This window comes from Paracoccus marinus, assembly GCF_007018965.1.
Classification (GTDB): Bacteria; Pseudomonadota; Alphaproteobacteria; order Rhodobacterales; family Rhodobacteraceae; genus Paracoccus; species Paracoccus marinus.
On sequence record NZ_VJYZ01000007.1, the window covers coordinates 119847 to 141970 of the forward strand.

Sequence of the window (22124 nt, forward strand, 5' to 3'; positions counted from 1 at the left end):
GCTGGCCACTGCCCGTGGGGCCCAACCGCCCCGTTGTTCCCCTGCCGCTCAGGACGCCGTCTCGAACTGGCGCAGAAGCGAGATCATCGGCGCGATCCCGTCACGCACCCGCGTATGAAACTCTTGCATCTGCGCCATGACGGCCGACAGGCCCAGGTCCGCGCCGCGCAGGCGGCTGCTTTCGACCTCGCCGAGGATCCGCACCTGCTCCAACCCCTTCATCAGGCGGATCACCGCCTCGGCCTCGTGCCTGACCTTTCGGACACGCTGCTGCAGCTCGTCCGGCGACAGGGTCCCGGGCGGCGGGGGAAGGTCGCCATAGGCTTGCATCAGGGCGGCCACCTCTGCCCCGGTCACCAATCCGACCAGCTCGTTCCGCGTCACCTGCGATGCCGCGGCGCGCAGCAGGCGGGTTGCCGCGTCGTGGATCATCAGCTCGTCAAGTTGCGCGATCACGGGCCGGACCGATCCGGGCCGGGTTTCCCCGCCGCCCGCAAGCTGTCCCAGCAATTCGGCCGCATCGGCCTTGTAGCGTTGCGAGATCGCGCTGATCGGCCCGCCCGACGGCTCGAGCCGCGAGGCGATGATCCGCATGTTCGTGGGCAGCAGGCGCATCGTCATGATCGAATCCGACAGGCGCTCGCGCGCGTCCTGCAGCGCCGCAAGCCGGGCGCGCACACCGGTCATCCGCCCCCGCCAATCGCGTGCGTCGTCGGTGTCGGGCAGGTCCGCGACCTCGGTCTGCATCGCCTGTGCCATGAACGACCGGAAATCGGCGAAGCCCAGATCGGCAAGTTCGCCGTCCAGCCGCGCAAGCTGCGCGGCCAGTCCTTCCCCTTGGCGCTCGGCCGCGCGAAGCCGCCGATAAGCCTCCGCGACCTCGGCGAACAGCGGACCGCGCGGGGCGCGCCGCACGTTGACATGCCCGCCCGCGACCGGGACTACGACCGAGAACACCCAGAAGAACCGCCCGTCCCCGGCAAGGTTCTTGACGTAGGCCGCAGCCAGCCCGCCGTCGTGCAGCAGTTGCCACGTGCGCGCGAACACCGCGCGCGGCATGTCCGGGTGCCGCACGACCCGGTGGTGCGCGCCGACGATGGACGCGGGATCGTGGCCCGACAGGTCGGCGAACGACCGGTCGGCCGACTGGATCACCCCGCGCCGGTTCGACAGCGTATGCATGATCAGACCGGGATCGACCGGAACCTCGGCTGGTGAATGGCTGAACGATCTGGGCACGTGCAAGACCGCGTTCCCCGGACGCATCGCGCGGGCGGCCCGTCCGCCCCGCGCGTCTGGCATAGCGCAAGCCCCTTAAGGCCCGGTTAGCGCGCCTCTCAGTCGCGAAAGAATCGTTTCGCGCAGGTCATCGTCAGCCCGAAGGCGAACCCGCCGCCCGACGCGCCCGTGACCGTCCCGCACCATTCGCCCGCGTTCGACATCAGGCTTTTCGTGTGCCCGCCCGCTGGCTGGTAAGCGACGCGCCGCCCGCTCGCCGAAAACAGGTTCAGCGCCCCGCCCGCTCGGGTGGCGTAGCCCGCGTATTCCCCGTCGGTCGTGTAGATCGCGTTGACGCCGTCGGGCGCGTTCGCGGGATTTTCGGGGGCGTTCCGCGCCGATTTGGGCGAATTGGCCCAGTTCGCGGCCGAGTTGCCGGGCTGCGACGGCGCGTTGCGGATATTGGCGGGCGAGTTCGCCTTGGCCCCGGGGCTGAGGTCGAAGGGAAGCTGCGACTGGTCCAGCACGAACAGGACCGAGTCCGCCCGCGCGGGCAGGGCGAGCAGCAGGGTGGCGATCAGGACGGCAACGGGGCGCATGGGCCGCAGGTTAGGCGCCCGTCCCGCTTCCGTCCAGCGGGCGCGATGTTGACTCGCCCGCGCGCCGCCGCCATGCAGCGGACGGTCGCTGCAAAGGTTCGCCATGCTGAAAACCCGCATCATCCCCTGCCTCGACGTGGCCGACGGACGCGTGGTCAAGGGCGTCAACTTTGTCGATCTGGTGGACGCGGGCGACCCGGTCCAGGCGGCGCGCGCCTACGACGCGGCGGGCGCCGACGAGATCTGCTTTCTCGATATCCACGCCACCCATGAAAACCGCGGCACGATGTTCGACCTTGTGACACGGACGGCCGAGCAGTGCTTCGTGCCGCTGACGGTCGGCGGCGGCGTCCGGTCGCACCACGACGTGCGCGACCTGCTGCTGGCGGGCGCGGACAAGGTCAGCTTCAACTCGGCCGCGGTCGCGGACCCCGACGTGGTGGCCGAGGCGGCGGCGCGGTTCGGCAGCCAGTGCATCGTCTGCGCCATCGACGCCAAGACCGTGGCCCCGGGGCGGTGGGAGATCTTCACCCATGGCGGGCGACGGGCCACTGGCATCGACGCGGTGGCGTTCGCGCGCACCATCGCGGAGAGGGGCGCGGGCGAGATCCTGCTGACCAGCATGGACCGGGACGGGACTCGCACGGGCTTCAACCTGGGCCTGACCCGCGCCATCGCGGACGCGGTGCAGGTCCCGGTGATCGCGTCGGGCGGGGTCGGGACGCTGGACCACCTGGTCGAGGGCGTCACGCTGGGGCGCGCGAGCGCGGTGCTGGCGGCCTCGATCTTCCATTTCGGCACCCATACCGTGGCCGAGGCCAAGGCCCACATGGCCGCCGCCGGCATTCCGATGAGGCTGACATGACCGACCCGAGTGACCGCACCCACCCGATGGACCGCCTTGCCGCAACGATCGAGGCGCGGCGCGGCGCGGACCTGGCGTCCAGCTGGACCGCGCAGCTGCTGGCCAAGGGCCCGGCGAAATGCGCCGAGAAGTTCGGCGAGGAAGCGGTCGAGGCGATCATCGAGGCGGTGCGCGGCGACCGCGCGCGGCTGGCGGCGGAAGCGGCGGATGCGCTTTACCACCTGGCGGTGATGCTCGCCGCCTGCGACGTGCCGCTGTCGGATGTCTGGGCGGAACTGGAACGCCGCGAGGCGCAGTCGGGCGTCGCGGAAAAGGCCGCGCGCGGCTGAACCCCGGCCCGCCACGAAGAAAGCCGCCCCTTTCGGGACGGCTTTCGGAATGATGGTGGGTGATAACGGATTTGAACCGCTGACATCTTCGATGTGAACGAAGCGCTCTACCACTGAGCTAATCACCCGGTGACGCGCCTGATACCGGCTGGCGCGGCGCGCTGCAAGGGCGAAAAGCGGTTGAGCAGTCGCGGGGATTATGGACCGACCTTGGCGCGCCAAGCTGCGTCGTGTGGCCCAAGCCGCAAGACCCCGGCGCGCGCAAATGAAAACGGGCGGAGTTTCCTCCGCCCGTTCCCGTGTCCAAATGCGCGACCTCAGTGGGCGACGGCCACGCTTCCCGGATCGCGCATCGCGGCCAGCCGGGCGGCCTCGGCCGCGGCGGCTTCCTCGGCCGCCTCGTCCCATTCCAGCGCCTCGGGCATCCGCACCAGCGCATGGTGCAGCACCTCGCGGACGTTCGAGACGGGGATGATGTTCAGCCCCTCCTTCACGTTCGCCGGGATGTCGGCCAGGTCCTTCTCGTTCTCCTGCGGGATCAGCACCGTCGTGATGCCGCCGCGGAGCGCCGCGAGAAGCTTTTCCTTCAAGCCCCCGATCGCCAGCGCGTTGCCGCGAAGCGTCACCTCGCCCGTCATCGCCACGTCCTTGCGGACCGGGATGCCGGTCATGACCGACACGACCGAGGTCACCATCGCCAGACCGGCCGACGGGCCGTCCTTGGGCGTCGCGCCTTCGGGGACGTGAACGTGGATGTCGCGCTTTTCGAACTCCGGCGGACGGATGCCCAGTTCCGGCGCGACCGACCGCACGAAGCTCGACGCCGCGTCGATCGATTCCTTCATCACGTCGCCCAATTTCCCGGTCGTCTTCATGCGGCCCTTGCCGGGCAGGCGCAGCGCCTCGATCTGCAGCAGGTCGCCGCCGACCTGCGTCCACGCCAGACCCGTGACCACGCCGACCTGGTCGTCCTTTTCGGCCAGGCCGTAGCGGTGCCGGCGGACGCCCAGGTATTCCTCGACCTTCTCGGGCGTGACGTGCACGGACTTCGCGCCGCCCTTGAGGATCTCGGTCACGGCCTTGCGCGCCAGTTTCGCGATCTCGCGTTCCAGCGACCGGACCCCGGCTTCCCGCGTGTAGTAGCGGATCATGTGGGTCAGCGCCTCGTCCGAGACCGAGAACTCGCCCTTCTTCAGGCCGTTCGCCTTGATCTGCTTGTCCAGCAGGTGCTGGCGCGCGATCTCGCGCTTCTCGTCCTCGGTGTAGCCCGACAGCGGGATGATCTCCATCCGGTCCAGAAGCGGGCCCGGCATGTTGTAGCTGTTGGCCGTGGTCAGGAACATCACGTTCGACAGGTCGTATTCCACCTCGAGATAGTGGTCCACGAAGGTCGCGTTCTGTTCCGGGTCCAGCACCTCGAGCATCGCCGACGCCGGGTCGCCCCGGAAGTCCTGGCCCATCTTGTCGATTTCATCGAGCAGGATCAGCGGGTTGGTCGTCTTGGCCTTTTTCAGCGCCTGGATGATCTTGCCGGGCATGGAGCCGATATAGGTCCGGCGGTGGCCGCGGATCTCGCTTTCGTCACGCACGCCGCCCAGGCTGATGCGGATGAACTCGCGCCCCGTCGCCTTGGCAACCGACCGGCCAAGCGAGGTCTTGCCGACGCCCGGAGGGCCGACGAGGCACAGGATCGGACCTTTCAGCTTGTCTGACCGGGCCTGCACGGCCAGATACTCGACGATCCGCTCCTTGACCTTTTCCAGACCGTAGTGGTCGGCGTCCAGCACCTGTTCCGCGCGGCCGAGATCCTTCTTGGTGCGCGACTTCACGCCCCACGGTAGCGCCAGCAGCCAGTCGAGGTAGTTGCGGCTGACCGTCGCCTCGGCCGACATCGGCGACATCGACTTAAGCTTCTTCAGCTCGGATTCCGCCTTTTCGCGGGCTTCCTTGCTGAACTTGGTGGCCGCGATCTTCTCTTCCAGCTCGGCGATCTCGTTCTGGCCCTCGTCGCCATCCCCCAGCTCGCGCTGGATCGCCTTCATCTGCTCGTTGAGATAGTACTCGCGCTGCGTCTTTTCCATCTGGGTCTTGACGCGGGTCTTGATCTTCTTCTCGACCTGCAACACGGACATCTCGCCCTGCATCAGGCCATAGACCTTTTCCAGCCGCTGAGCGACGTCCAGCGTGTCCAGCAGGTCCTGCTTGCGGGCGATGTCGATGCCAAGATGGCCCGACACCAGGTCGGCCAGCACGGCCGGCTCGCGCGCTTCGCCGATGGCGGACACGGCTTCCTCGGGGATGTTCTTGCGGACCTTGACGTAGCGCTCGAACTCTTCGGACACGGTACGGACCAGCGCCGCCACGCTGTCGGCGTCGCCGGGCAGCTCGGTCAGCGGTTCTGCCGTCGCCTCGAAATGGGCGTCGTTCTTGACGAAGCCGGTGATGGTCACGCGCTCGCGCCCCTCGACCAGCACCTTGACGGTGCCGTCGGGCAGTTTCAGCAGCTGCAGGACGTTCGCCAGCACGCCGGTGCGGTGGATCCCGTCCTCGCCCGGCTCGTCGACCGAGGCGTCCTTCTGCGCGGCCAGCAGGATCGGCGCGTCGCCGTTCATCACCGCCTCGAGCGCGCGGACGGATTTCTCGCGTCCGACGAACAGCGGCACGACCATGTGGGGGAACACGACGATGTCACGCAGCGGAAGCACGGCATAGGTGTTCGGGGAAGATGCAGTGGTCATCCTGGTCCTTTCGTGCCCGGAAGTGGGGGCCCCGTCATGGCAGCCCGCCAAACCGGCTTGCGAGTAATCTAGGACCGCAGGTCCGCCGCTTCAATGCCCGCGACGTTCCCCCGATGTTCCCGCGTTGAAGGCGCAGGAAGGGACGAAGGGCTACTCGGCCGCGCCGATCGTCAGCTCGATCCCGGCCAGCCCGTCCACGCCGCCGCGCAGCACGTTGCCCGGCGCGACCGCGCCCACGCCGGCGGGGGTGCCGGTATAGATCACGTCGCCTGGCTGCAGGTGGTAATAGCGCGACAGGTCGGTCAGGATGTCAGGCACCGACCACACCATCTCGGACAGGGTGGACTGCTGGCGGACGGTGCCGTCCACCTCAAGCCAGATGCGCTGGCCGCCGATCTCGCCGAACTCAGCTGCCCGGGTGATCGGCGACAGCACGGCGCCGGTCTCGAAGTTCTTGCCGAAGTCCCAGGGGCGGCCCTGGTCCTTGGCCTTGTTCTGCAGGTCGCGCCGGGTCATGTCGAGCCCGGTCGCATAGCCCAGCACGGCCGCCATCGCCGCGTCGCGGCTGGCGCGGAACAGGGGCTTGCCGATCGCCACGACGAACTCGATCTCGTGGTGCAGGTTCTCGGTGCCGGGCGGGTAGGGGGCGGTCGCGCCGCTTTCCACCAGCGCGTAGGCGCCCTTGAGAAAGTAGAACGGCGCTTCGCGGTCCACCTCGGACCCCATTTCCTTCGCGTGGTCGGCGTAGTTGCGGCCGACGCAGAAGATGCGGTGAACGGGAAACAGCGCATCCTCGCCCACGACCGGAACGGCGGGGAAGTCGGGGCTGGGGAACAGACGCTGGGACATGGGGCCTCGGCTGGTGCTTGGGGGTTTGACGGGAGGTGAGGCGAGCCGAAACGATGACGGCGGCCGATCAGGGGCCGCCGTGGTCGCTCAATCCTCAGAACGGGATCTCGTCGTCGAACTCGGGCCGGTTGCCGCCCGCGCCGCCGCCCGATGAGCCCGAACCGCCGCGCCCGCCGGAGGAGCCGCCCGAACCCCCGCCGTAGTCACCGTAGCCCTGGTCGTAGCTGCCCTGGCCGCCGCCCGCGCCCCCACCCTGGCCACCGCCAGAACCGCCGCCGCGCGCGTCGAGCATCTGCAGTTCCGACCGGAACGGCCGCAGCGCGACCTCGGTCGAATAGCGGTCGGCGCCCGACTGGTCCTGCCACTTGCGGGTTTCAAGCTGGCCCTCGACGTAGATCTTCATGCCCTTCTTCAGGTACTGTTCGGCCACCCGCACCAGCGGCTCGGAATGGATCACGACCGTGTGCCATTCCGTGCGCTCGCGCCGCTCGCCGCTGTTCTTGTCCTTCCAGTTCTCGGACGTGGCGATGCGAAGGTTCGCGATCTTGCCGCCGTTCTGGAAGGTGCGGATTTCCGGGTCCTGGCCCAGATTGCCGACCAGGATGACCTTGTTGATGCTGCCTGCCATGGTGCGTCCCCCTTCTGCACGTCCGTATTGCCGGGTGGTGTAGACCGCGCGGCCGCCGCCCGGCAAGGGCCGTGGGGGGCCATGGGGAGCCGTGGGGGCCGGGGCGCAGGTAACCGGCCGCCCGGACCGGCACCGGCCCGGCACTGGCCCGGAACCGGCTCGGCGTGATCCTGCCGATCGTTTCTCGCGGCTGCGTGAGAAAACGTGGCGGATAGTCGCGATTTGCGTATAGTCGCCCCAAAACAAGAATACGGCGGATCAAGAGGGCGACCATGATGATCAGCAAGACGGCTGGGCGGATTCTGAGGGCCTGTGTCCTGGCGGTGGCCGCCACGGCGGTCGCGGTGCCAGCCTCGGCAGAAGGGCTCAGGCTTTCGGGGGCATCGTCGAAATCGCGGGCGAGCCAGTTCCAGCGCCAGACGCAGCTGATGGATTCGCGGCTGTCGGGCCAGTACCAGCGCTCGCAGAAACTGCGCCCGGACGCGGGGCGCGAGCGGCGCACGGTGAAGGTGATCGAGCTCGACCGCGGCGCGATCCCGGCCTATCGCGGCAACCAGCGCAGCAAGTACCTGCCGCACGCCCGCGCCGTCGCGCGCAAGCACGGCATCCCCGAGGATCTGTTCCTGCGCCTCGTCCAGCAGGAATCGGGCTGGAACCCGGCGGCGCGGTCCCACAAGGGCGCGCGCGGCCTCGCGCAGCTGATGCCCGCGACGGCCGCCAAGCTGGGCGTGAACCCGAACGATCCGCTGCAGAACCTGGAAGGCGGCGCGCGCTACCTGCGCCAGCAGTACAACACCTTTGGCAACTGGCAGCTGGCGCTTGCCGCCTACAACGCCGGTCCCGGCGCGGTGCAGAAATATCGCGGCATCCCGCCCTACCGCGAGACGAAGAACTACGTCCGCATCATCCACGGCGGCTGATCGCGCCGGTCCCTTGCGGGCGCAATAACCACCGAGACGACCGCCCGCGATCCGCGGGCGGTTCGCGTTTCAGGGGGGCGGCATGCGTGCGCGCGGGGGTTATCCCCGGAAAACATCCACCGTCATCAATGTTTTCCTTTACACCACTCCCGATTCGACCCGACGATATCTGGTAGAGGCGGCGCGGAAACCACCCGGTTGTTGTGTTCGCCACCACAGGTTGGGGTTAACCCGACCGAGCAGAGGCAGAGGGCAGACAGGCATGGCACAGACCGACAGCTTCATCCTCAGCGACGAGATCCATCCCATCGACATCGTCGAAAGCGTCGCCACCCACCACGAATGGGATTTCGACCGGCTCGCCGACGACCAGATCGCCATGGTGGTCGAGGGGCAGTGGCGCAGCTACTCGCTCACGCTCGCCTGGTCGGCCCGCGACGAGGTGCTGCGGCTGGTCTGCACCTTCGACATGGACCCGCCCGCCGACCGGATGACGACGCTGCACGAGCTGCTGAACCTTGCCAACGACCAGGTCTGGGACGGCGGCTTCACCTTCTGGGGCGAGCAGCGGCTGATGGTGTGGCGCTACGGACTGGTCCTGTCGGGCGAGGCGGTGGCCGGGCCCGAGCAGGTCGATCGGATGATCCGCGCCGCCATCGACGCCTCGGAACGGTTCTATCCGGCGTTCCAGATGGCCTGCTGGGGCAACGCCCCTGCGTCCGAGGCGCTCAACATCGCCATCGCCGGGGCCTACGGCCGCGCCTGAGCGCGCGTCATTCGCGCCCGTGCCATAGCCGGGAAGGCTGCGGCTGGACAGGCTGCGGCTGGACAGGGTGCGGCGGGCTGGCTACCCCTAGGGCGTTTTCGGAAAACAGGGGGCGCGCATGGACCTTGCGGAACTGAACGGGCGCGGGCTGGTGCTGGTCGGCTGCGGCCGGATGGGCGGCGCGCTGCTGAAAGGCTGGCTCGCGCGCGGGATCGAGCCGGGCGCGGTCGCGGTGATCGACCCCGATCCGCCCGCGTGGCTTTCGCAGGCCGGGGTCGCGGCGAACGGGGTCCTGCCGGACGATCCCGCCGTTCTGGTGATCGCGGTCAAGCCGCAGATGATGGGCGACGTGCTGCCGCGCCTGCAACCCGGGCGCGCGGGGCGCACGCTGGTCCTGTCGGTCGCGGCGGGCGTCACCCTTGCCGCCTTTGCGCGCGCGTTCCCGGGCGCGGCGGTGGTGCGGACCATGCCCAACACGCCGGCGGCGATCGGGCAGGGGATCACCGCCATCGTCGGGAACGACCGGGCCGATGCATCGGCGCTCGACCTCGCCCATTCGCTGATGGCGGCGGTCGGCAACGTCGTTCGGCTGGATGACGAGGCGCAGATGGATGCGGTCACGGCGCTGTCGGGATCGGGCCCGGCCTACGTGTTCCACCTGATCGAGGCGATGGCGGCGGCTGGCGAGGCGCAGGGACTGCCGCCCGCGCTGGCGCTCGATCTTGCCCGCGCGACGGTCGCGGGCGCGGGCGCGCTGGCCATGGCGGGCGATGAGGATCCGGCGGTGCTGCGGGCGAACGTGACCTCGCCCGGCGGGACCACGGCGGCTGGTCTGTCGGTCCTGATGGACGAGCGCGCGGGCCTGCCGCCGCTCATGGCGCAAACGGTGGCCGCCGCCGCCGCCCGCTCGCGGGAACTCGGCGCATGACCGACGCCAGCGCCGCACCGGACGCCGTCCTGGCCACAATCGACGACTTCGACCGCCTCGACCTCCGCGTGGGCACCATCACCCGCGCCGAACCCTTCCCCGAGGCGCGAAAGCCCGCGATCCGGCTGTGGATCGACTTCGGCCCCTTGGGCGAAAAGCGCAGCTCGGCCCAGATCACCCGGCATTACGACGCGGCGACGCTGCCCGGGCGGCAGGTGATCGCGGTCGTCAACTTTCCGCCCCGCCAGATCGGCAAGGTGCTGTCCGAGGTCCTGGTGCTGGGCCTGCCCGATGCGGATGGCGAGGTCGTGCTGATCCGCCCCGACCTCGACGTGCCCGACGGCGGAGCGATGTATTGATGCGCCTTCTCGTCACCCGCCGCATGACCGAGGCCGCCGAGCGCGCCATGACGGCGCGGTTCGACACCACCATCCGCCAGGATGCCGCGCCGCTTGCGGTCGCGGACGCCCGCGCGGCGCTGCGCGACTTCGACGCGATTATCCCTACGCTGGGGGACGCGTTCACCGCCGAGGCGTTCGCGGGCCGCGGGCTGCGGACGCGGCTGGTCGCGAACTTCGGCGCGGGCTTCAACCACATCGACGTGGACGCCGCGCGCGCCGCGGGGGTCGTCGTCACCAACACCCCCGGCGTCGTCACCGACGCCACCGCCGACATCGCGATGACGCTGATCCTCGCGACCGCGCGCCGCGCAGGCGAGGGGGAGCGGATCCTGCGCGCGGGCGGGTGGGAGGGCTGGCAGCCGACGCAGATGCTGGGCCGCCACGTCACCGGCGGGATCGTCGGCATCGTCGGCATGGGACGGATCGGCAAGGCGATCGCCGCGCGCTGCCATCTGGGCTTCGGGATGCGGGTCGTGTTCCACAACCGCTCGCGCGTGTCGGCGCTCGACATCCCGGCGATGCAGCTTGCCGACATCGACGCGCTGCTGGCGGTGGCCGACTTCGTCGTGCTGGCGGTGCCGGGCGGGGCGGGGACGCGGCACATGATCGGCGCCGCCGAACTGGCGCGGATGCGCCACGACGCCTTTCTCATCAACATCTCGCGCGGCGACGTGGTGGACGAGGCGGCGCTGGTGCGGGCGCTGGCCGCAGGACAGATCGCGGGCGCGGGCCTTGACGTCTATGAACACGAGCCCCGCATGCCCGAGGCGCTGCGGGCTATGGAAAACGTCACTCTGCTGCCGCATCTGGGCACCGCCACCGCCGAGACGCGCACCGCGATGGCGCTGCGGGCGATGGCCAACGTCGTGGCGCTGGACGAGGGACGCGAGCCGCCGGACCGGGTCGCCTGATCGCTCGGGCTTCAGGGCGTTCGGGTTATCGGGCGGTCACACGTCGTGCCTCGGCATCGCGCCAGACACGGCGCGGTGCGGGCGGTTCACATCGCGCAGGTCCACCGACAGGCACTCGCAATCGACCGCCAGCGCGCCGTCGCCCGCGAATGTCAGGACCAGCGTTCCGGTGCCGTCCGGCCCGGGGGTCCAGCCCAGTGACAGAAGCGACAGGACGGTGTCCTTGTCCTCGCGCCCGATCCCGTCGCTGCGGACCGCCGTCACGTCGCGGACGGCAAGGATCGCGCGCACCCGCTCATACGGGCGGTCGGCGTCCTCGGCCGAGGCCGCGCTTGCCAGCCCGAACGCCGGCGCCCGGTCGGCCAGATCCTCCCACCGGAAGCGGCTGGTCAGCAGCGCCAGCGTGCGGGCGGTCCCGTCATAGCGGATGTCGCCCACGGTCAGCACCGCGTCCTGGCAGAGCGCCGACAGGATCGGCAGCTCGTCGGGCGTTTCCGCCCGGATCGCCAGCGCGCCGCCCTGCGCGCCGTCCGTGTAGCTTGCGTCAGCCATGGCTCGCCGGCTCCTTGATGCGTTCGATGTCGGCGCCGACGCCGCGCAGCTTTCGCACGACCTTCTCGTAGCCGCGGTCGAGGTGATAGACGCGGCTGACGACGGTCTCGCCGTCCGCCGCGAGCCCGGCGAGGATCAGGCTGACCGAGGCACGCAGGTCGGTGGCCATCACCGGCGCGCCGCGCAGCTTCTCGACGCCCCGCACCTTGGCGGTGCCGCCGTGAACCTCGATCCGCGCGCCCATCCGCAGCAGTTCGGGGGCGTGCATGAAGCGGTTCTCGAAGATCGTCTCCTCCAGCGTGCTTTCGCCTTCGGCCGTGCAGAGCATCGCCATGATCTGCGCCTGCAGGTCGGTGGGGAAGCCGGGGAACGGCTCGGTCCGCACGTCCACGGCCCGGATCGCGCCGTTCTTGCGTGCGACGGTCAGGCCGCGCTCGGTCTGGGTGACCGACACGCCCGCCTCGTCCAGCTTCTCGCAGAACGACTGCACCAGCTCGATCCGGCCGCCAAGGCAGGTGACCTCGCCGCCGCAGATGGCGGGCGCGAGCATGTAGGTGCCCAGTTCGATCCGGTCGGTGACGACGGGGTGGGTGGCGCCGTGCAGCGCGTCCACGCCCTGGATCGTGATGGTGGACGTGCCCTCGCCGTCGATCTGCGCGCCCATCGCCCGCAGGCAGCGGGCGAGATCGACGATCTCGGGCTCGCGCGCGGCGTTGTTGAGGACGGTAGTGCCGCGCGCCAGGGTCGCGGCTAGCAGCGCGTTCTCGGTCGCGCCGACGGACACCAGCGGAAAGTCGATGACCGCGCCCTTCAGCCCGCCCGCCGGGGCCTTGGCGTGGACATAGCCGTCGCGAAGATCCAGCGACGCGCCCATCAGCTCTAGCGCCCGCAGGTGCAGGTCCACCGGACGCGCGCCGATGGCGCAGCCCCCCGGCAGCGACACGATCGCATGACCGTCGCGCGCCAGCATCGGGCCAAGGACCAGGATCGATGCGCGCATCTTGCGGACGATGTCGTAGTCGGCCGTGTGGTTGCCGATGTCGTCGCTCGACAACGCCAGCACCTGCCCGTCCTGCAGCGAGGCGACCTCGGCCCCCAGCGACTGCAGAAGCGCGGTCATGGTGCGGATGTCCGACAGCCGCGGCGCGTTCGTCAGCGTCAGCGGCTCGTCGGTCAGCAGCGTGGCGGGCATCAGCGCCAGGCAGGCGTTCTTGGCCCCGGCAATCGCGATGTCGCCGTTCAGCGGGCCGTTCCCGCGAACCAGAATCTGGTCCATCTATCCCTCGCTTTCGTCCGCCGGGTCCGGGCGCTCGATCCCCGCCGGCGGCTCGTTCTCGTTGTGGTCGCGGCCACCGTCCGCGCGGCTGCGGGCCTGTTCCTTGCGCCGCTGCAGGTTGGCGCGAAGCGCGGCCCCGCGGCGGGCAAGGCGGTCGGATGCCGAGGCACCGGGCGGATCGGGAAGACGTCTGGTCATCCCGCCCAATTACCCGCGCCGCCCGCCGAGGTCCATAAGGGACGGGTGATGGGCGCGTCGGAGTTGGCGGCAGCCGGGGCAGGACGCAGGTGTCCGACAGGACAGTTCCGCACGTCGCCGGGGTATCGCTGCAAGGGGGAAGATGGTGCTGTGAGAGAGGATTGAACTCTCGACCTCACCCTTACCAAGGGTGTGCTCTACCACTGAGCTACCACAGCATCGGCGGCCGTCTGGGCCGTGGGGCGCGATGTAGACAAAGCCTTGGGGCGGCGCAAGTGAGAAAAATCCGTGACGCGGCCGAATGTTGCGGCAAGGGGCGGCGAGCGTCCGAGCCGATGGGGCGGATGACGCGATCCGGCACTACGGCTTGCCAGCCCTCGCACCCGATGCCACAAAAAGGGTGGACAAGCGGGAACCCAGTGAATGAGTGATCTCTCGGCCAGTGAACGGCGGCTGATCGTCGCGCTTGACCGGCTCGACTATACGGTCGAGCAGGCGGGACGCGACCTGACCCGGCTGCGCGCGCGGCCCGCGACCGCGGTCGCGCCGGCAGTTGCCGCGCCGCCCGCCCCATCGCTGCAAGCCGAGAACCGGCAACTGTCGGACGATGTCGTGGCGCTGCACGACCGGCAGGCCGCGACGCTCGAGGCGATGCGCGAACGGCTTGAGGAAACGCTTGAGCGGCTGGCGGGCGCGGGCGAGCACATGGCGCGGCTTGCGGCGGCAAATGACGGGCTGTCGGCCGCGAACCGCGACCTGATCGCCGCGGCGGACGGCAAGGCGCCCTCAGGCGATGCGGCCCGCGACACCGTGCGCGCGGCGCTGGAGGCCGAGATCGAGTCGTTGCGGGCCGCCCGCGCCGCCGAGATCGCGCAGATGGGCGAGATCCTCGACGCGCTGGACCGGATGCTGGGAACGCCCGCGCCCGCGCCGCGCAAGCCGCTGGTGGGCAAGCCCGCATCGGCTGCGGATCACGGTTCCGACGCGTTCGCGGGCGACGTTCCCGATGCCGTTGCGGCAGCGCGCGATACCACCGCCACCTTCCTTCCTGCTGGCCTGCCCGCCGGCCTGCCCGCTGGCCTGCCCGTCAGCCCGCCCCAAGCCGTTGCGGAATCGGGCACCGACCTGACCGCCGGTGACACCGACGCAGGCGCCGGCGCGCAGGACGACGCCGACTTGGCCGCCGATCTCGACCTTGACCTTGACGGCGGCGGGCCCGCCGAACGCGAACTGACGGTCGAGCGCGAAGACCTGCCCGAGGACGAGCTGTCCCTTTTCGGCGGCGTCTACGACGACGAGGATGACGGGGAGGGCAGCGTCCCCGAGGACACCGAAGGAGACCGGCGCTGATGCCCAACGTGGAATTCAAGGTCGGTCACAAGGACTACACCCTGTCCTGCCAGGACGGCGAGGAAAAGCTGCTGCGCCGCGCGGCCGGCATGCTGGACGCCGAGGCGCGCCAGATCCTCGACCAGGCGGGCCGGATGCCCGAGCCGCGGCTGCTGCTGCTTGCCGGGCTGATGCTGGCCGACCGCACCTCGGCGCTTGAGGACCGGGCGGCGGCGGCCGAGCGTGAACTGGCGCGGCTGAAATCGAACCCGCCGCGCATCGAGGTCCCGGTGATCCCGGCCGAGATCGGCGAGGTCATGGCCGAACTCGCCGCCCGCGCCGAGGCTCTGGCCGAGAAGGCCGAGGAGATGCTGGGCGACGAGGAAGATCGGTCCGCGTAACGTCCGCCTGCGCCGCCACGCCGCGCGGTAAAATCACGGTCCTGCCGAAACTCGCGCGGGGCCGGCGCGTTCCGCCCCTGGAACAGGGGAACGACGATGGCCTCACGTGCGATCTGGAAGGGACAGTTGCGCCTGTCCCTCGTGGCGATACCGGTGGAAATCCACAGCGCGACCAAGACCGCGCGCAGGGTGAGCTTTCGCCAGATCCACGGCCCCAGCGGCAAGCCGATCCGCTATGAAAAGACGGTCGCCGGGATCGGTCCGGTGGACACCGACGACATCATGAAGGGCTATGCGCTCGGCGATAACGAATACCTGCTGATCGAACCTGACGAGATCGACGCGATCAAGCTTGAGACCAAGAAGACGTTCGAGTTGGTCCAGTTCGTCGGCATGGATGAGATTTCGCCGCTTTACTACGACCAGCCCTATTACATCGTGCCCACGGACGAGCTGGCCGAGGATGCGTATCGTGTGGTGCGCGACGCGCTGAGGAAATCGGGCAAGGTGGGTCTTGGGCAATTGACCGTGCACGGCAGCGAAAAGCTGTGCGCCGTGCGCCCCTGCGGCGACGGGCTGCTGATGGAGACGCTGTTCTACGCCGACGAGATCAAGGACGCCGACCCGCTGTTCTCGTCGATCGAGGACGAGGAGGCGGACGAGGACCTGCTGAACGTGGCCGAGGCGCTGATCGAGAAAAAGACCGCGCCGTTCGATGCGGCGGCGTTCACCGACCACTACGACAGGGCGCTGCGGGCCCTGATCGAGGACAAGCGCAAGGGCCGCGCGCCGCGCGTGACGACCGAAGGCGAAAGCCGCCCGTCGGGCGACAACGTCGTGGACCTGATGCAGGCACTGCGCGAAAGCCTGAAGGCGTCGGGCGGATCGGCGGGCAAGGCCGGGGCCAAGGCCGCCCCGAAAGCGGCCCCGAAGGCTGCGGTGAAGCCCGCGGCAAAGACGACGGCAAAGACCGCGGCCGCCACCAAGACTCGCGCGTCCCGCGCCAAGTCCACCGCTCGACCCGCCGACAACGCCGACGATGACGACGACGCGCCCGCCAAGCCCGCGAAAGCGCCCGCCCGGCGCGCGCCCGCCCGCAAGGCGGGTTGATTGGCCGACCGGCTCGACACTTACCGCGCCAAGCGCAACCCCGCCCGCACGGCCGAGCCGTTCGACGAGGGCGCGCCATCCTCGGGCGCGCTGCGCTATTCCATGCAGAACCACGACGCGACCCGGCTGCACTGGGACCTGCGTCTGGAATGGGGCGGCGTGCTGCTGAGCTGGGCGGTGACGCGCGGTCCCAGCTTCGATCCTAAGGAAAAGCGGCTTGCGGTGCGGACCGAGGATCACCCGATCCCGTACCTCACCTTCGAGGGCACGATCCCCAAGGGGGAATACGGCGGCGGCACGGTGATGCTGTGGGACATCGGGTCGTGGCGGCCCGACGGCGATGTGGACGACGGCCTGGGCAAGGGGCACCTGCGGTTCCAGATCTACGGGCGGCGGCTGACCGGGTCGTGGGACCTCGTGCGGATCAAGGGAAAACCCAGCGAAAAGCGCGAGAACTGGCTGCTCATCAAGCAGGATGACGACGCCGCCCACGCGCCCGATCCCGTTAAACGCTACCGCGCGAGCGTCGCCACCAACCGCGACTTCGCGGGGATCGCCGGGGACGCGCCCGTGGCGCCGTTCGGGCGCGCGGATCGTCTTGCTCGGCCCAAGCCGGTCGAGCCGATGCTGGCCAAGCTCGTGGATGACGCGCCCTCCGGCGAGGGCTGGCAGCACGAGATCAAGATCGACGGCTATCGCGGGCTGGTCGAGATCGGCAAGGGTGGCGCGCTGATCCGCACGCGCAACGGCCTCGACTGGTCTGACCGCTTCGCCCCCCTGCTGCCCGCGTTCGAGGAACTGCCCGCGCGTTCGGCGCTGATAGACGGCGAGATCGTGGCGGGCGCGGGGCAGCTGGGGTTCACGGCGCTGCAACAGGCGATCAAGGCGGGCGGGCCGTTCGCGTTCGTGGCTTTCGACCTGCTGCACCTCGATGGCAAGGACCTGAAGCGGGAACCGCTGAAGGCGCGTCAGGCGGCGCTGGCGGCGCTTCTGAAGGACGTGCCCGCGCTGGGGTTGATCGAGCAGTCGCTCGCGGTGGAAGGCAGCGGCGACGACGCGCTGGCCGCGATCTGCGCCGCGCGGGGCGAGGGCATCGTGTCGAAGCGGATCGATTCGACCTATCGCTCGGGACGCGGCGACAGCTGGCGCAAGGTGAAATGCGAACGCCGCGACGACTACCTGATCGTGGGCTGGGTGCCCTCGCAGGCGACCGGGCGCGCGTTCTCGTCGCTGCTGCTGGCGGACCGGGCTGAGGATGGCGAGTTGTTCTATCGCGGCAAGGTGGGCACCGGGTTCGACGGCGCGGCGCAAGACGCCGTCACGGCGGCGCTAAGGCCACATGCGCGCCCCAAGCCCGCGCTCGACGTGCCCCGGGCCGAGGCGCGGGGCGCGAAATGGGTCGAGCCGGTGATCGCCGCCGAGATCCGCTTTGCCGACATAACCGGCGACGGCCGCCTGCGCCACGCGAGTTTCCAGGGGCTGCGCGAGGACAAGATGCCCGAGCCGCCCGCCGCGCGGAAAGCCGCCAAGCCCGCGCGGCGGACGGCCGCAAAGCCCACCCCCGTCGTCCGGGTCGCATCGGGCCGGTCGGACGAAGGCGCGGTGGTCGCGGGCGTCCGCATTTCGAACCCAAAGCGCGTCGTCTATCCCGACGTGAAGGTCACGAAGGGCGAGATCGCCGCCTATTACGAGGCTGCGGCGGGGCTGATGCTGCCCCATACGGGCGACCGCCCCGTCTCGCTGGTGCGCCTGCCCGAAGGGTTGGGCGGCGAGTCGTTCTTTCAGAAGCACGCCGGCAAGGGGTTCCCCGCGCAGATCCGCGAGACGGAGATCGAGGGGGAGGACGAGCCGGCGCTGTATGTCCGCGACGCGGCGGGGCTGGTCGCGGGCGCGCAGATGGGCGTCATCGAATATCACATCCGGGGCGTTCACCGCGACCGGCCGGATCGGCCCGACCGGCTGGTGTTCGACCTTGACCCCGACGAGGGGCTGGGCTGGGGCGACGTGCGCCGCGCGGCGTTCGACCTGCGCGACCGGCTGCAGACGCTCGGCCTGCCGAGCTGGCCGATGGTGACCGGCGGCAAGGGCGTCCACATCGTCTGCGACATCAAGCGCACCGTCCCGTGGTCCACCGCGACGCTGTTCGCGCGCACGCTGACGACGGTGCTGGCCGACGAGGAGCCCGACCGTTTCGTCGCCGTGATGTCCAAGGCGAAGCGGACCGGGCGCATCTTCATCGACTGGCTCAGAAACCAGCCGCAAGCAACTGCTGTCGCTCCTTTTTCCCTGCGCGCCAGACCGGGCGCCACGGTCGCCGTGCCGGTGTCTTGGGACGTCCTGGAAACGCTGCCCGGCGCGAACGTCTTCACCATCCGCGACGCGCTGGACCGCGCACCGGGCGTCGCGCCCGACTATCCGGCCCCGGTTCCGCTGACTCCGGCGATCCGGGCGCTGACCACATGACGGATGAAGCCCGCGCCCTGACCGGCCGCCCGCTTCGCCTGCGCGTCTATCTAGACGACCGGCGCTGGCTGGGGCCCGGCAAGGCCGACCTGCTGGCATTGATCGGGGAAACCGGCTCGATCGCCGCCGCCGGGCGGCGCATGGGCATGAGCTACAAGCGCGCGTGGACGCTGGCCGAGGCGCTGAACGCCATGTTCGACGCGCCCCTGATCGAAAGCGCGCGCGGCGGCGTGCAAGGCGGCGGCGCCGCGCTGACACCCTTGGGGCACGAGGTGCTGGCGCGGTTCCGCGCCATCCAGGACGGTGCCGAGAAAGCGGCGGCCGCCGACATCGACGCGCTGCGGCGGCTTTCCGATATGTCCGGGCGGAAATAGCGCTTGCCGCCGGAACGCGGCTTTGCCTAACTGGCGGCGACGCAGCCCCCTTCGAACCCCAGCAAGCAAGGTCCCCAGCATGACCCGCATCCTCCGCCTCGCCGCCGCGACCCTGACCGCCGCCCTGATCGCCGTCCCGGCCCACGCCGAGGAGATCACGGTCTTCGCGGCCGCCAGTCTCAAGACCGCGCTTGACCGGGTCGTCGTTGACTGGGAAAGCCGCACCGGCGACACTGCGACCGTGTCCTACGCGGGCAGCCCCCAACTAGCGCGCCAGATCGAGGAAGGGGCGCCCGCCGACATCTTCATCTCGGCCGCCCCCGAATGGATGGACACGCTGGAAAAGGCCGGCCGCATCGACGCGGGCAGCCGGGTGGACCTGCTCGGCAACACGCTGGTCCTCGTGCGTTCGGGTGGCGAGACGCCGCGCGAGGTGCCGCAGATCGACGGCAAGCTTGATCTCAAGGGGCAGCTTGCGGGCGGGAAGCTGGCGATGGCGCTGGTTGATTCGGTTCCGGCCGGGGTCTACGGCAAGCAGGCGCTGACCGCGCTGGGGCTGTGGGACGGGGTTCAGGCCGACGTGGCGCAGGCCGACAACGTGCGCGCGGCGCTGGCGCTGGTCGCGTCGGGCGAGGCGGCGATGGGGATCGTCTATGCGACCGATGCGCATGCCGAGTCGGGCGTTAGCGTCGCGGGCGTGTTCCCTGCGGGCAGCCACGACCCGATCACCTATCCGGCGGCGCTGGTGACCGGGGCCGCGGCCAGGCCCGCCGCCGCCGGGTTCTTCGCGGAACTCAAGGGCGACGCCGCGCAGAAGATCTTCGCCGCCGAAGGCTTCAGCCAGCCGCCCGCCGCGAACTGATCGTGCTTGGCGGGGCGGCGGGCTGGCTGGGACCGGACGGGGCGGCGGCGCTTGCCTTGTCGCTCAAGGTCGCGCTGGTCGCCACGGCCGCAAGCCTGCCGCTGGGAATGATCTGCGCGCTGGCCCTGGCGCGGGGGCGGTTCTGGGGGCATGGGCTGCTGAACGGGCTCGTCCACCTGCCGCTGATCCTGCCGCCGGTGGTCACGGGCTACCTGCTGCTGGTGACGATGGGGCGGCGCGGGCCGATCGGCGCGTGGCTGGAACAGACGTTCGGCATCGTCTTCGCCTTTCGCTGGACGGGTGCTGCGCTGGCCGCCGCCGTCATGGCGTTCCCGCTGATGGTCCGCGCGATGCGGCTGGCGATCGAGGCGGTGGACCCCCGGCTCGAGGATGCGGCGGCGACGCTGGGCGCGTCGCGCGCGGCGGTCTTCGCGACCGTCACCCTGCCGCTGGTCCTGCCCGGCATTATCGCCGGGGCGGTGCTGGCGTTCGCCAAGTCGATGGGCGAGTTCGGGGCCACGATCACCTTCGTGTCGAACATCCCCGGCCAGACCCAGACCCTGCCGTCGGCGATCTACACCGCGCTGCAGGTTCCGGGGCAGGAAGGAGCGGTCGCGCGGCTGGCCGCCTTGTCCATCGCGGTCGCGATGGTGGCGCTGGTCGCGGCGGAGTGGCTGTCGCGCCGCGTCGCGGCCCGGATCGCCGGGCGCTGATGCTGGACGTCGCCCTGCGCCACCGCTTTCCGGGCTTCGCGCTCGATGCGTCCTTCGCGGCGCCCGCAGGCGTGACCGCGTTGTTCGGGCGCTCGGGCTCGGGCAAGACGACGATCGTGAACGCGGTCGCGGGGCTGATCGCGCCCGACCACGGCAGGGTGGTCGTGGACGGGCGGGTGCTGACCGACACCGCCGCGGGCATCGCGGTGCCGGTCCGCCGCCGCCGGATCGGCTACGTGTTCCAGGACGCGCGGCTGTTCCCTCACATGACGGTGCGCGGCAACCTCGGCTACGGCACGCGCTTTGCGCCGCCCGGGGCGGCGGGGCCGTCGCTGGAAGCGGTGGTGGCGATGCTGGGGATCGGCGCGCTTCTGGACCGCCGGCCCGCGCTTCTTTCGGGCGGGGAACGCGCCCGCGTCGCCATCGGCCGCGCGCTTCTGTCCCGCCCGCGCCTGCTGATCCTGGACGAGCCGCTGGCCGCGCTCGACGCCGCCCGCCGGGCCGAGATCCTGCCCTATCTCGAAAACCTCCGGGACCGGACCGAGGTGCCGATCCTCTACATCAGTCACGCCATCGCCGAGGTCGCGCGCCTCGCCACGACGCTCGTGCTGGTGGACGCGGGCCGCGTCGCGCGCGCGGGCGGGCTGGAACAAATGCTGGCCGACCCCACCACCGCCGCGCTTCTGGACCGGGATGAGGTCGGGGCGGTCCTGACGGGCAGGGTGGCCGGGATCGAGCCCGACCGGCTTGCCCGCATCGCCACGGCTGCGGGCGACCTGCTGGTGCCGGGGCTCGCGGCGGAACCCAGCACGGCGGTGCGGCTGCGGATCAGGGCGGCCGAGGTCATTCTGTCCCTGACCCCGCCCCGCGACAGTTCCGCCCTGAACGTCCTGCCCGCGACGGTCGCCGCCATCGTGCCCGAGGGGCCGACCGCGCTGATCCAACTGCGCCTGCCCGGCGGCGCGGCGCTGCTGGCCCGCATCACCGCCCGCTCGGTCGAGGCGCTGCGGCTGGAACCCGGCACGCCCTGCCACGCGACGGTGAAAAGCGCGGGGCTGGTGCAGGGCGGGGGGTGAGCGTCGGGCGGTCGGCTCAGGTCATCATTCGGCGACGAGCGTGATCCTCGCGGCGCGGATGATCTGAACCATGCGGCCGATTTCGGTCGAGGCGAGCGTCGTCGTCAGCGTATCCTGGATCTCCATCAGCATGGTCTTGAACTCGATCAGCTTGATGGGGTTGCCGCCCATCGCTTCGATGAACGCGGGGCGGGTTTCCCAATCCTGCGCTGCGCCTTTCAGCCGCGCGACGGCAGTCACATAGGTAAAGCTGCTCGACCCGGTTTCGCGCAGGACGGCGGCGCGGAAGGCTTCGGACCATTTGGGGCTCGTCAGCTCGCGGAACCGCTTGCTGGCGCTGCTGCCACCGATTTTTCCGCCGCTTTCGATGGCCTTGATGACAGACTTGGGATTGAACCCGCTTTGCCAGCTTTTGCAACTGACAGCCATGATGCGCTCCGGGCCCGTGATGGTCGGGTGGATGCCGATCACATCGATGTCGCTGTGGTTCGAGTCCTGGTTGGTGACGTAGTCGGCGTGACCCTTGTCCGGCAGGAACTTGACGTTGTGCCGGACAAAATAGCCGCGGTGGGACAGGTATTCCTCGACGATCTGTTCGAGAACGTCTTCCTTCACCTA

Annotated in this window: 24 protein-coding genes and 2 tRNA genes; 15 read left to right on the plus strand and 11 right to left on the minus strand. The window is 70.1% G+C overall.

The annotated features are described in order from the left end of the window. Positions 1-48: 48 nt before the first annotated feature. Positions 49-1239 (minus strand): PAS domain-containing protein, encoded by a 1191-nt coding sequence (locus tag FNF32_RS04815; protein ID WP_143796496.1) that lies wholly within the window; start codon positions 1237-1239, stop codon positions 49-51. A 98-nt stretch (positions 1240-1337) separates the two neighbouring features. Then, positions 1338-1817: a hypothetical protein gene (locus FNF32_RS04820; RefSeq protein WP_131674468.1), complete on the minus strand. Its 480-nt coding sequence runs from the start codon at positions 1815-1817 to the stop codon at positions 1338-1340. Positions 1818-1920: 103 nt separating this feature from the next. Here FNF32_RS04820 and hisF point away from each other — a divergent pair, with 103 nt between their 5' ends. Both hisF and FNF32_RS04830 read left to right on the plus strand, forming a co-directional pair. Continuing rightward, entirely contained in the window at positions 1921-2682 is a 762-nt protein-coding gene (gene hisF / locus FNF32_RS04825; RefSeq protein ID WP_131674440.1) for an imidazole glycerol phosphate synthase subunit HisF, read from the plus strand. 26 nt (positions 2683-2708) lie between these two features. Then, positions 2709-3011 carry a phosphoribosyl-ATP diphosphatase gene (locus FNF32_RS04830; RefSeq protein ID WP_246087698.1) on the plus strand — a complete coding sequence of 101 codons (303 nt, stop codon included), beginning with the start codon at positions 2709-2711 and terminating at the stop codon, positions 3009-3011. A gap of 53 nt (positions 3012-3064) precedes the next feature. Here the strand turns inward: FNF32_RS04830 and FNF32_RS04835 are convergent. From FNF32_RS04835 to ssb, 4 genes are all read right to left on the minus strand, one after another. After that, positions 3065-3139 (minus strand) — tRNA-Val (locus FNF32_RS04835). Between the two features lie 189 nt (positions 3140-3328). Further along, the gene (gene lon / locus FNF32_RS04840; RefSeq protein WP_143796497.1) at positions 3329-5749 is read right to left on the minus strand and encodes an endopeptidase La; all 2421 of its coding nucleotides are present in this window, start codon (positions 5747-5749) and stop codon (positions 3329-3331) included. Positions 5750-5899: 150 nt separating this feature from the next. Next, positions 5900-6598, minus strand: coding sequence for a fumarylacetoacetate hydrolase family protein (locus tag FNF32_RS04845; protein ID WP_131674443.1), 699 nt, complete (start codon positions 6596-6598; stop codon positions 5900-5902). Between the two features lie 94 nt (positions 6599-6692). Further along, positions 6693-7226 (minus strand): single-stranded DNA-binding protein, encoded by a 534-nt coding sequence (ssb, locus tag FNF32_RS04850; RefSeq protein WP_131674444.1) that lies wholly within the window; start codon positions 7224-7226, stop codon positions 6693-6695. Between the two features lie 272 nt (positions 7227-7498). Here ssb and FNF32_RS04855 point away from each other — a divergent pair, with 272 nt between their 5' ends. From FNF32_RS04855 to FNF32_RS04875, 5 genes are all read left to right on the plus strand, one after another. After that, the gene (locus tag FNF32_RS04855) at positions 7499-8146 is read left to right on the plus strand and encodes a lytic transglycosylase domain-containing protein (RefSeq protein WP_131674445.1); all 648 of its coding nucleotides are present in this window, start codon (positions 7499-7501) and stop codon (positions 8144-8146) included. 262 nt (positions 8147-8408) lie between these two features. Beyond that, positions 8409-8912, plus strand: a complete 504-nt coding sequence (locus FNF32_RS04860) for a type III secretion system chaperone family protein (protein ID WP_131674446.1) — start codon at positions 8409-8411, stop codon at positions 8910-8912. A 118-nt stretch (positions 8913-9030) separates the two neighbouring features. Then, positions 9031-9840, plus strand: a complete 810-nt coding sequence (gene proC, locus FNF32_RS04865; protein ID WP_131674447.1) for a pyrroline-5-carboxylate reductase — start codon at positions 9031-9033, stop codon at positions 9838-9840. Then, positions 9837-10199, plus strand: a complete 363-nt coding sequence (locus tag FNF32_RS04870) for a tRNA-binding protein (protein WP_131674448.1) — start codon at positions 9837-9839, stop codon at positions 10197-10199. Before proC ends, FNF32_RS04870 begins: the two co-directional genes overlap by 4 nt. Further along, entirely contained in the window at positions 10199-11152 is a 954-nt protein-coding gene (locus FNF32_RS04875; protein ID WP_143796498.1) for a 2-hydroxyacid dehydrogenase, read from the plus strand. Before FNF32_RS04870 ends, FNF32_RS04875 begins: the two co-directional genes overlap by 1 nt. A gap of 36 nt (positions 11153-11188) precedes the next feature. Here the strand turns inward: FNF32_RS04875 and FNF32_RS04880 are convergent, their stop codons facing one another. The 4 genes from FNF32_RS04880 to FNF32_RS04895 form a co-directional block, all read right to left on the minus strand. Continuing rightward, positions 11189-11704 (minus strand): DUF2948 family protein, encoded by a 516-nt coding sequence (locus FNF32_RS04880; protein WP_131674450.1) that lies wholly within the window; start codon positions 11702-11704, stop codon positions 11189-11191. Further along, the gene (gene murA, locus FNF32_RS04885) at positions 11697-12980 is read right to left on the minus strand and encodes a UDP-N-acetylglucosamine 1-carboxyvinyltransferase (RefSeq protein ID WP_131674451.1); all 1284 of its coding nucleotides are present in this window, start codon (positions 12978-12980) and stop codon (positions 11697-11699) included. The genes FNF32_RS04880 and murA overlap by 8 nt, the downstream gene beginning before the upstream one ends. Further along, positions 12981-13178: a hypothetical protein gene (locus FNF32_RS04890; protein ID WP_131674452.1), complete on the minus strand. Its 198-nt coding sequence runs from the start codon at positions 13176-13178 to the stop codon at positions 12981-12983. A gap of 143 nt (positions 13179-13321) precedes the next feature. Next, a tRNA-Thr gene (locus FNF32_RS04895) sits at positions 13322-13396 on the minus strand. A gap of 205 nt (positions 13397-13601) precedes the next feature. Here FNF32_RS04895 and FNF32_RS15260 point away from each other — a divergent pair. The 8 genes from FNF32_RS15260 to modC all read left to right on the plus strand — a co-directional run bounded on the left by FNF32_RS15260 (position 13602) and on the right by modC (position 21506). Beyond that, on the plus strand, positions 13602-14528 hold the full coding sequence (locus FNF32_RS15260) for a hypothetical protein (protein WP_185961855.1): 927 nt from the start codon (positions 13602-13604) through the stop codon (positions 14526-14528). Continuing rightward, the gene (locus FNF32_RS04905; protein ID WP_131674453.1) at positions 14528-14908 is read left to right on the plus strand and encodes a cell division protein ZapA; all 381 of its coding nucleotides are present in this window, start codon (positions 14528-14530) and stop codon (positions 14906-14908) included. The genes FNF32_RS15260 and FNF32_RS04905 overlap by 1 nt, the downstream gene beginning before the upstream one ends. 96 nt (positions 14909-15004) lie before the next feature. Continuing rightward, positions 15005-16018 (plus strand): non-homologous end joining protein Ku, encoded by a 1014-nt coding sequence (gene ku / locus FNF32_RS04910; RefSeq protein ID WP_131674454.1) that lies wholly within the window; start codon positions 15005-15007, stop codon positions 16016-16018. Then, on the plus strand, positions 16019-18481 hold the full coding sequence (ligD, locus tag FNF32_RS04915; protein ID WP_131674455.1) for a DNA ligase D: 2463 nt from the start codon (positions 16019-16021) through the stop codon (positions 18479-18481). Further along, a complete protein-coding gene (locus FNF32_RS04920; protein ID WP_131674456.1) occupies positions 18478-18855 on the plus strand; it encodes a winged helix-turn-helix domain-containing protein in 378 nt (125 codons plus the stop codon). The genes ligD and FNF32_RS04920 overlap by 4 nt, the downstream gene beginning before the upstream one ends. Positions 18856-18934: 79 nt before the next feature. Further along, positions 18935-19717 (plus strand): molybdate ABC transporter substrate-binding protein, encoded by a 783-nt coding sequence (modA, locus tag FNF32_RS04925; protein ID WP_131674457.1) that lies wholly within the window; start codon positions 18935-18937, stop codon positions 19715-19717. Between the two features lie 2 nt (positions 19718-19719). Further along, a complete protein-coding gene (modB, locus tag FNF32_RS04930) occupies positions 19720-20430 on the plus strand; it encodes a molybdate ABC transporter permease subunit (RefSeq protein WP_131674458.1) in 711 nt (236 codons plus the stop codon). Beyond that, positions 20427-21506 (plus strand): molybdenum ABC transporter ATP-binding protein, encoded by a 1080-nt coding sequence (modC, locus tag FNF32_RS04935; RefSeq protein WP_185961864.1) that lies wholly within the window; start codon positions 20427-20429, stop codon positions 21504-21506. The genes modB and modC overlap by 4 nt, the downstream gene beginning before the upstream one ends. Before the next feature lie 24 nt (positions 21507-21530). Here modC and FNF32_RS04940 read toward each other — a convergent pair whose 3' ends face one another. Beyond that, complete coding sequence (locus FNF32_RS04940) at positions 21531-22121, minus strand: hypothetical protein (RefSeq protein ID WP_131674459.1); 591 nt, start codon at positions 22119-22121, stop codon at positions 21531-21533. Positions 22122-22124 lie beyond the last annotated feature (3 nt).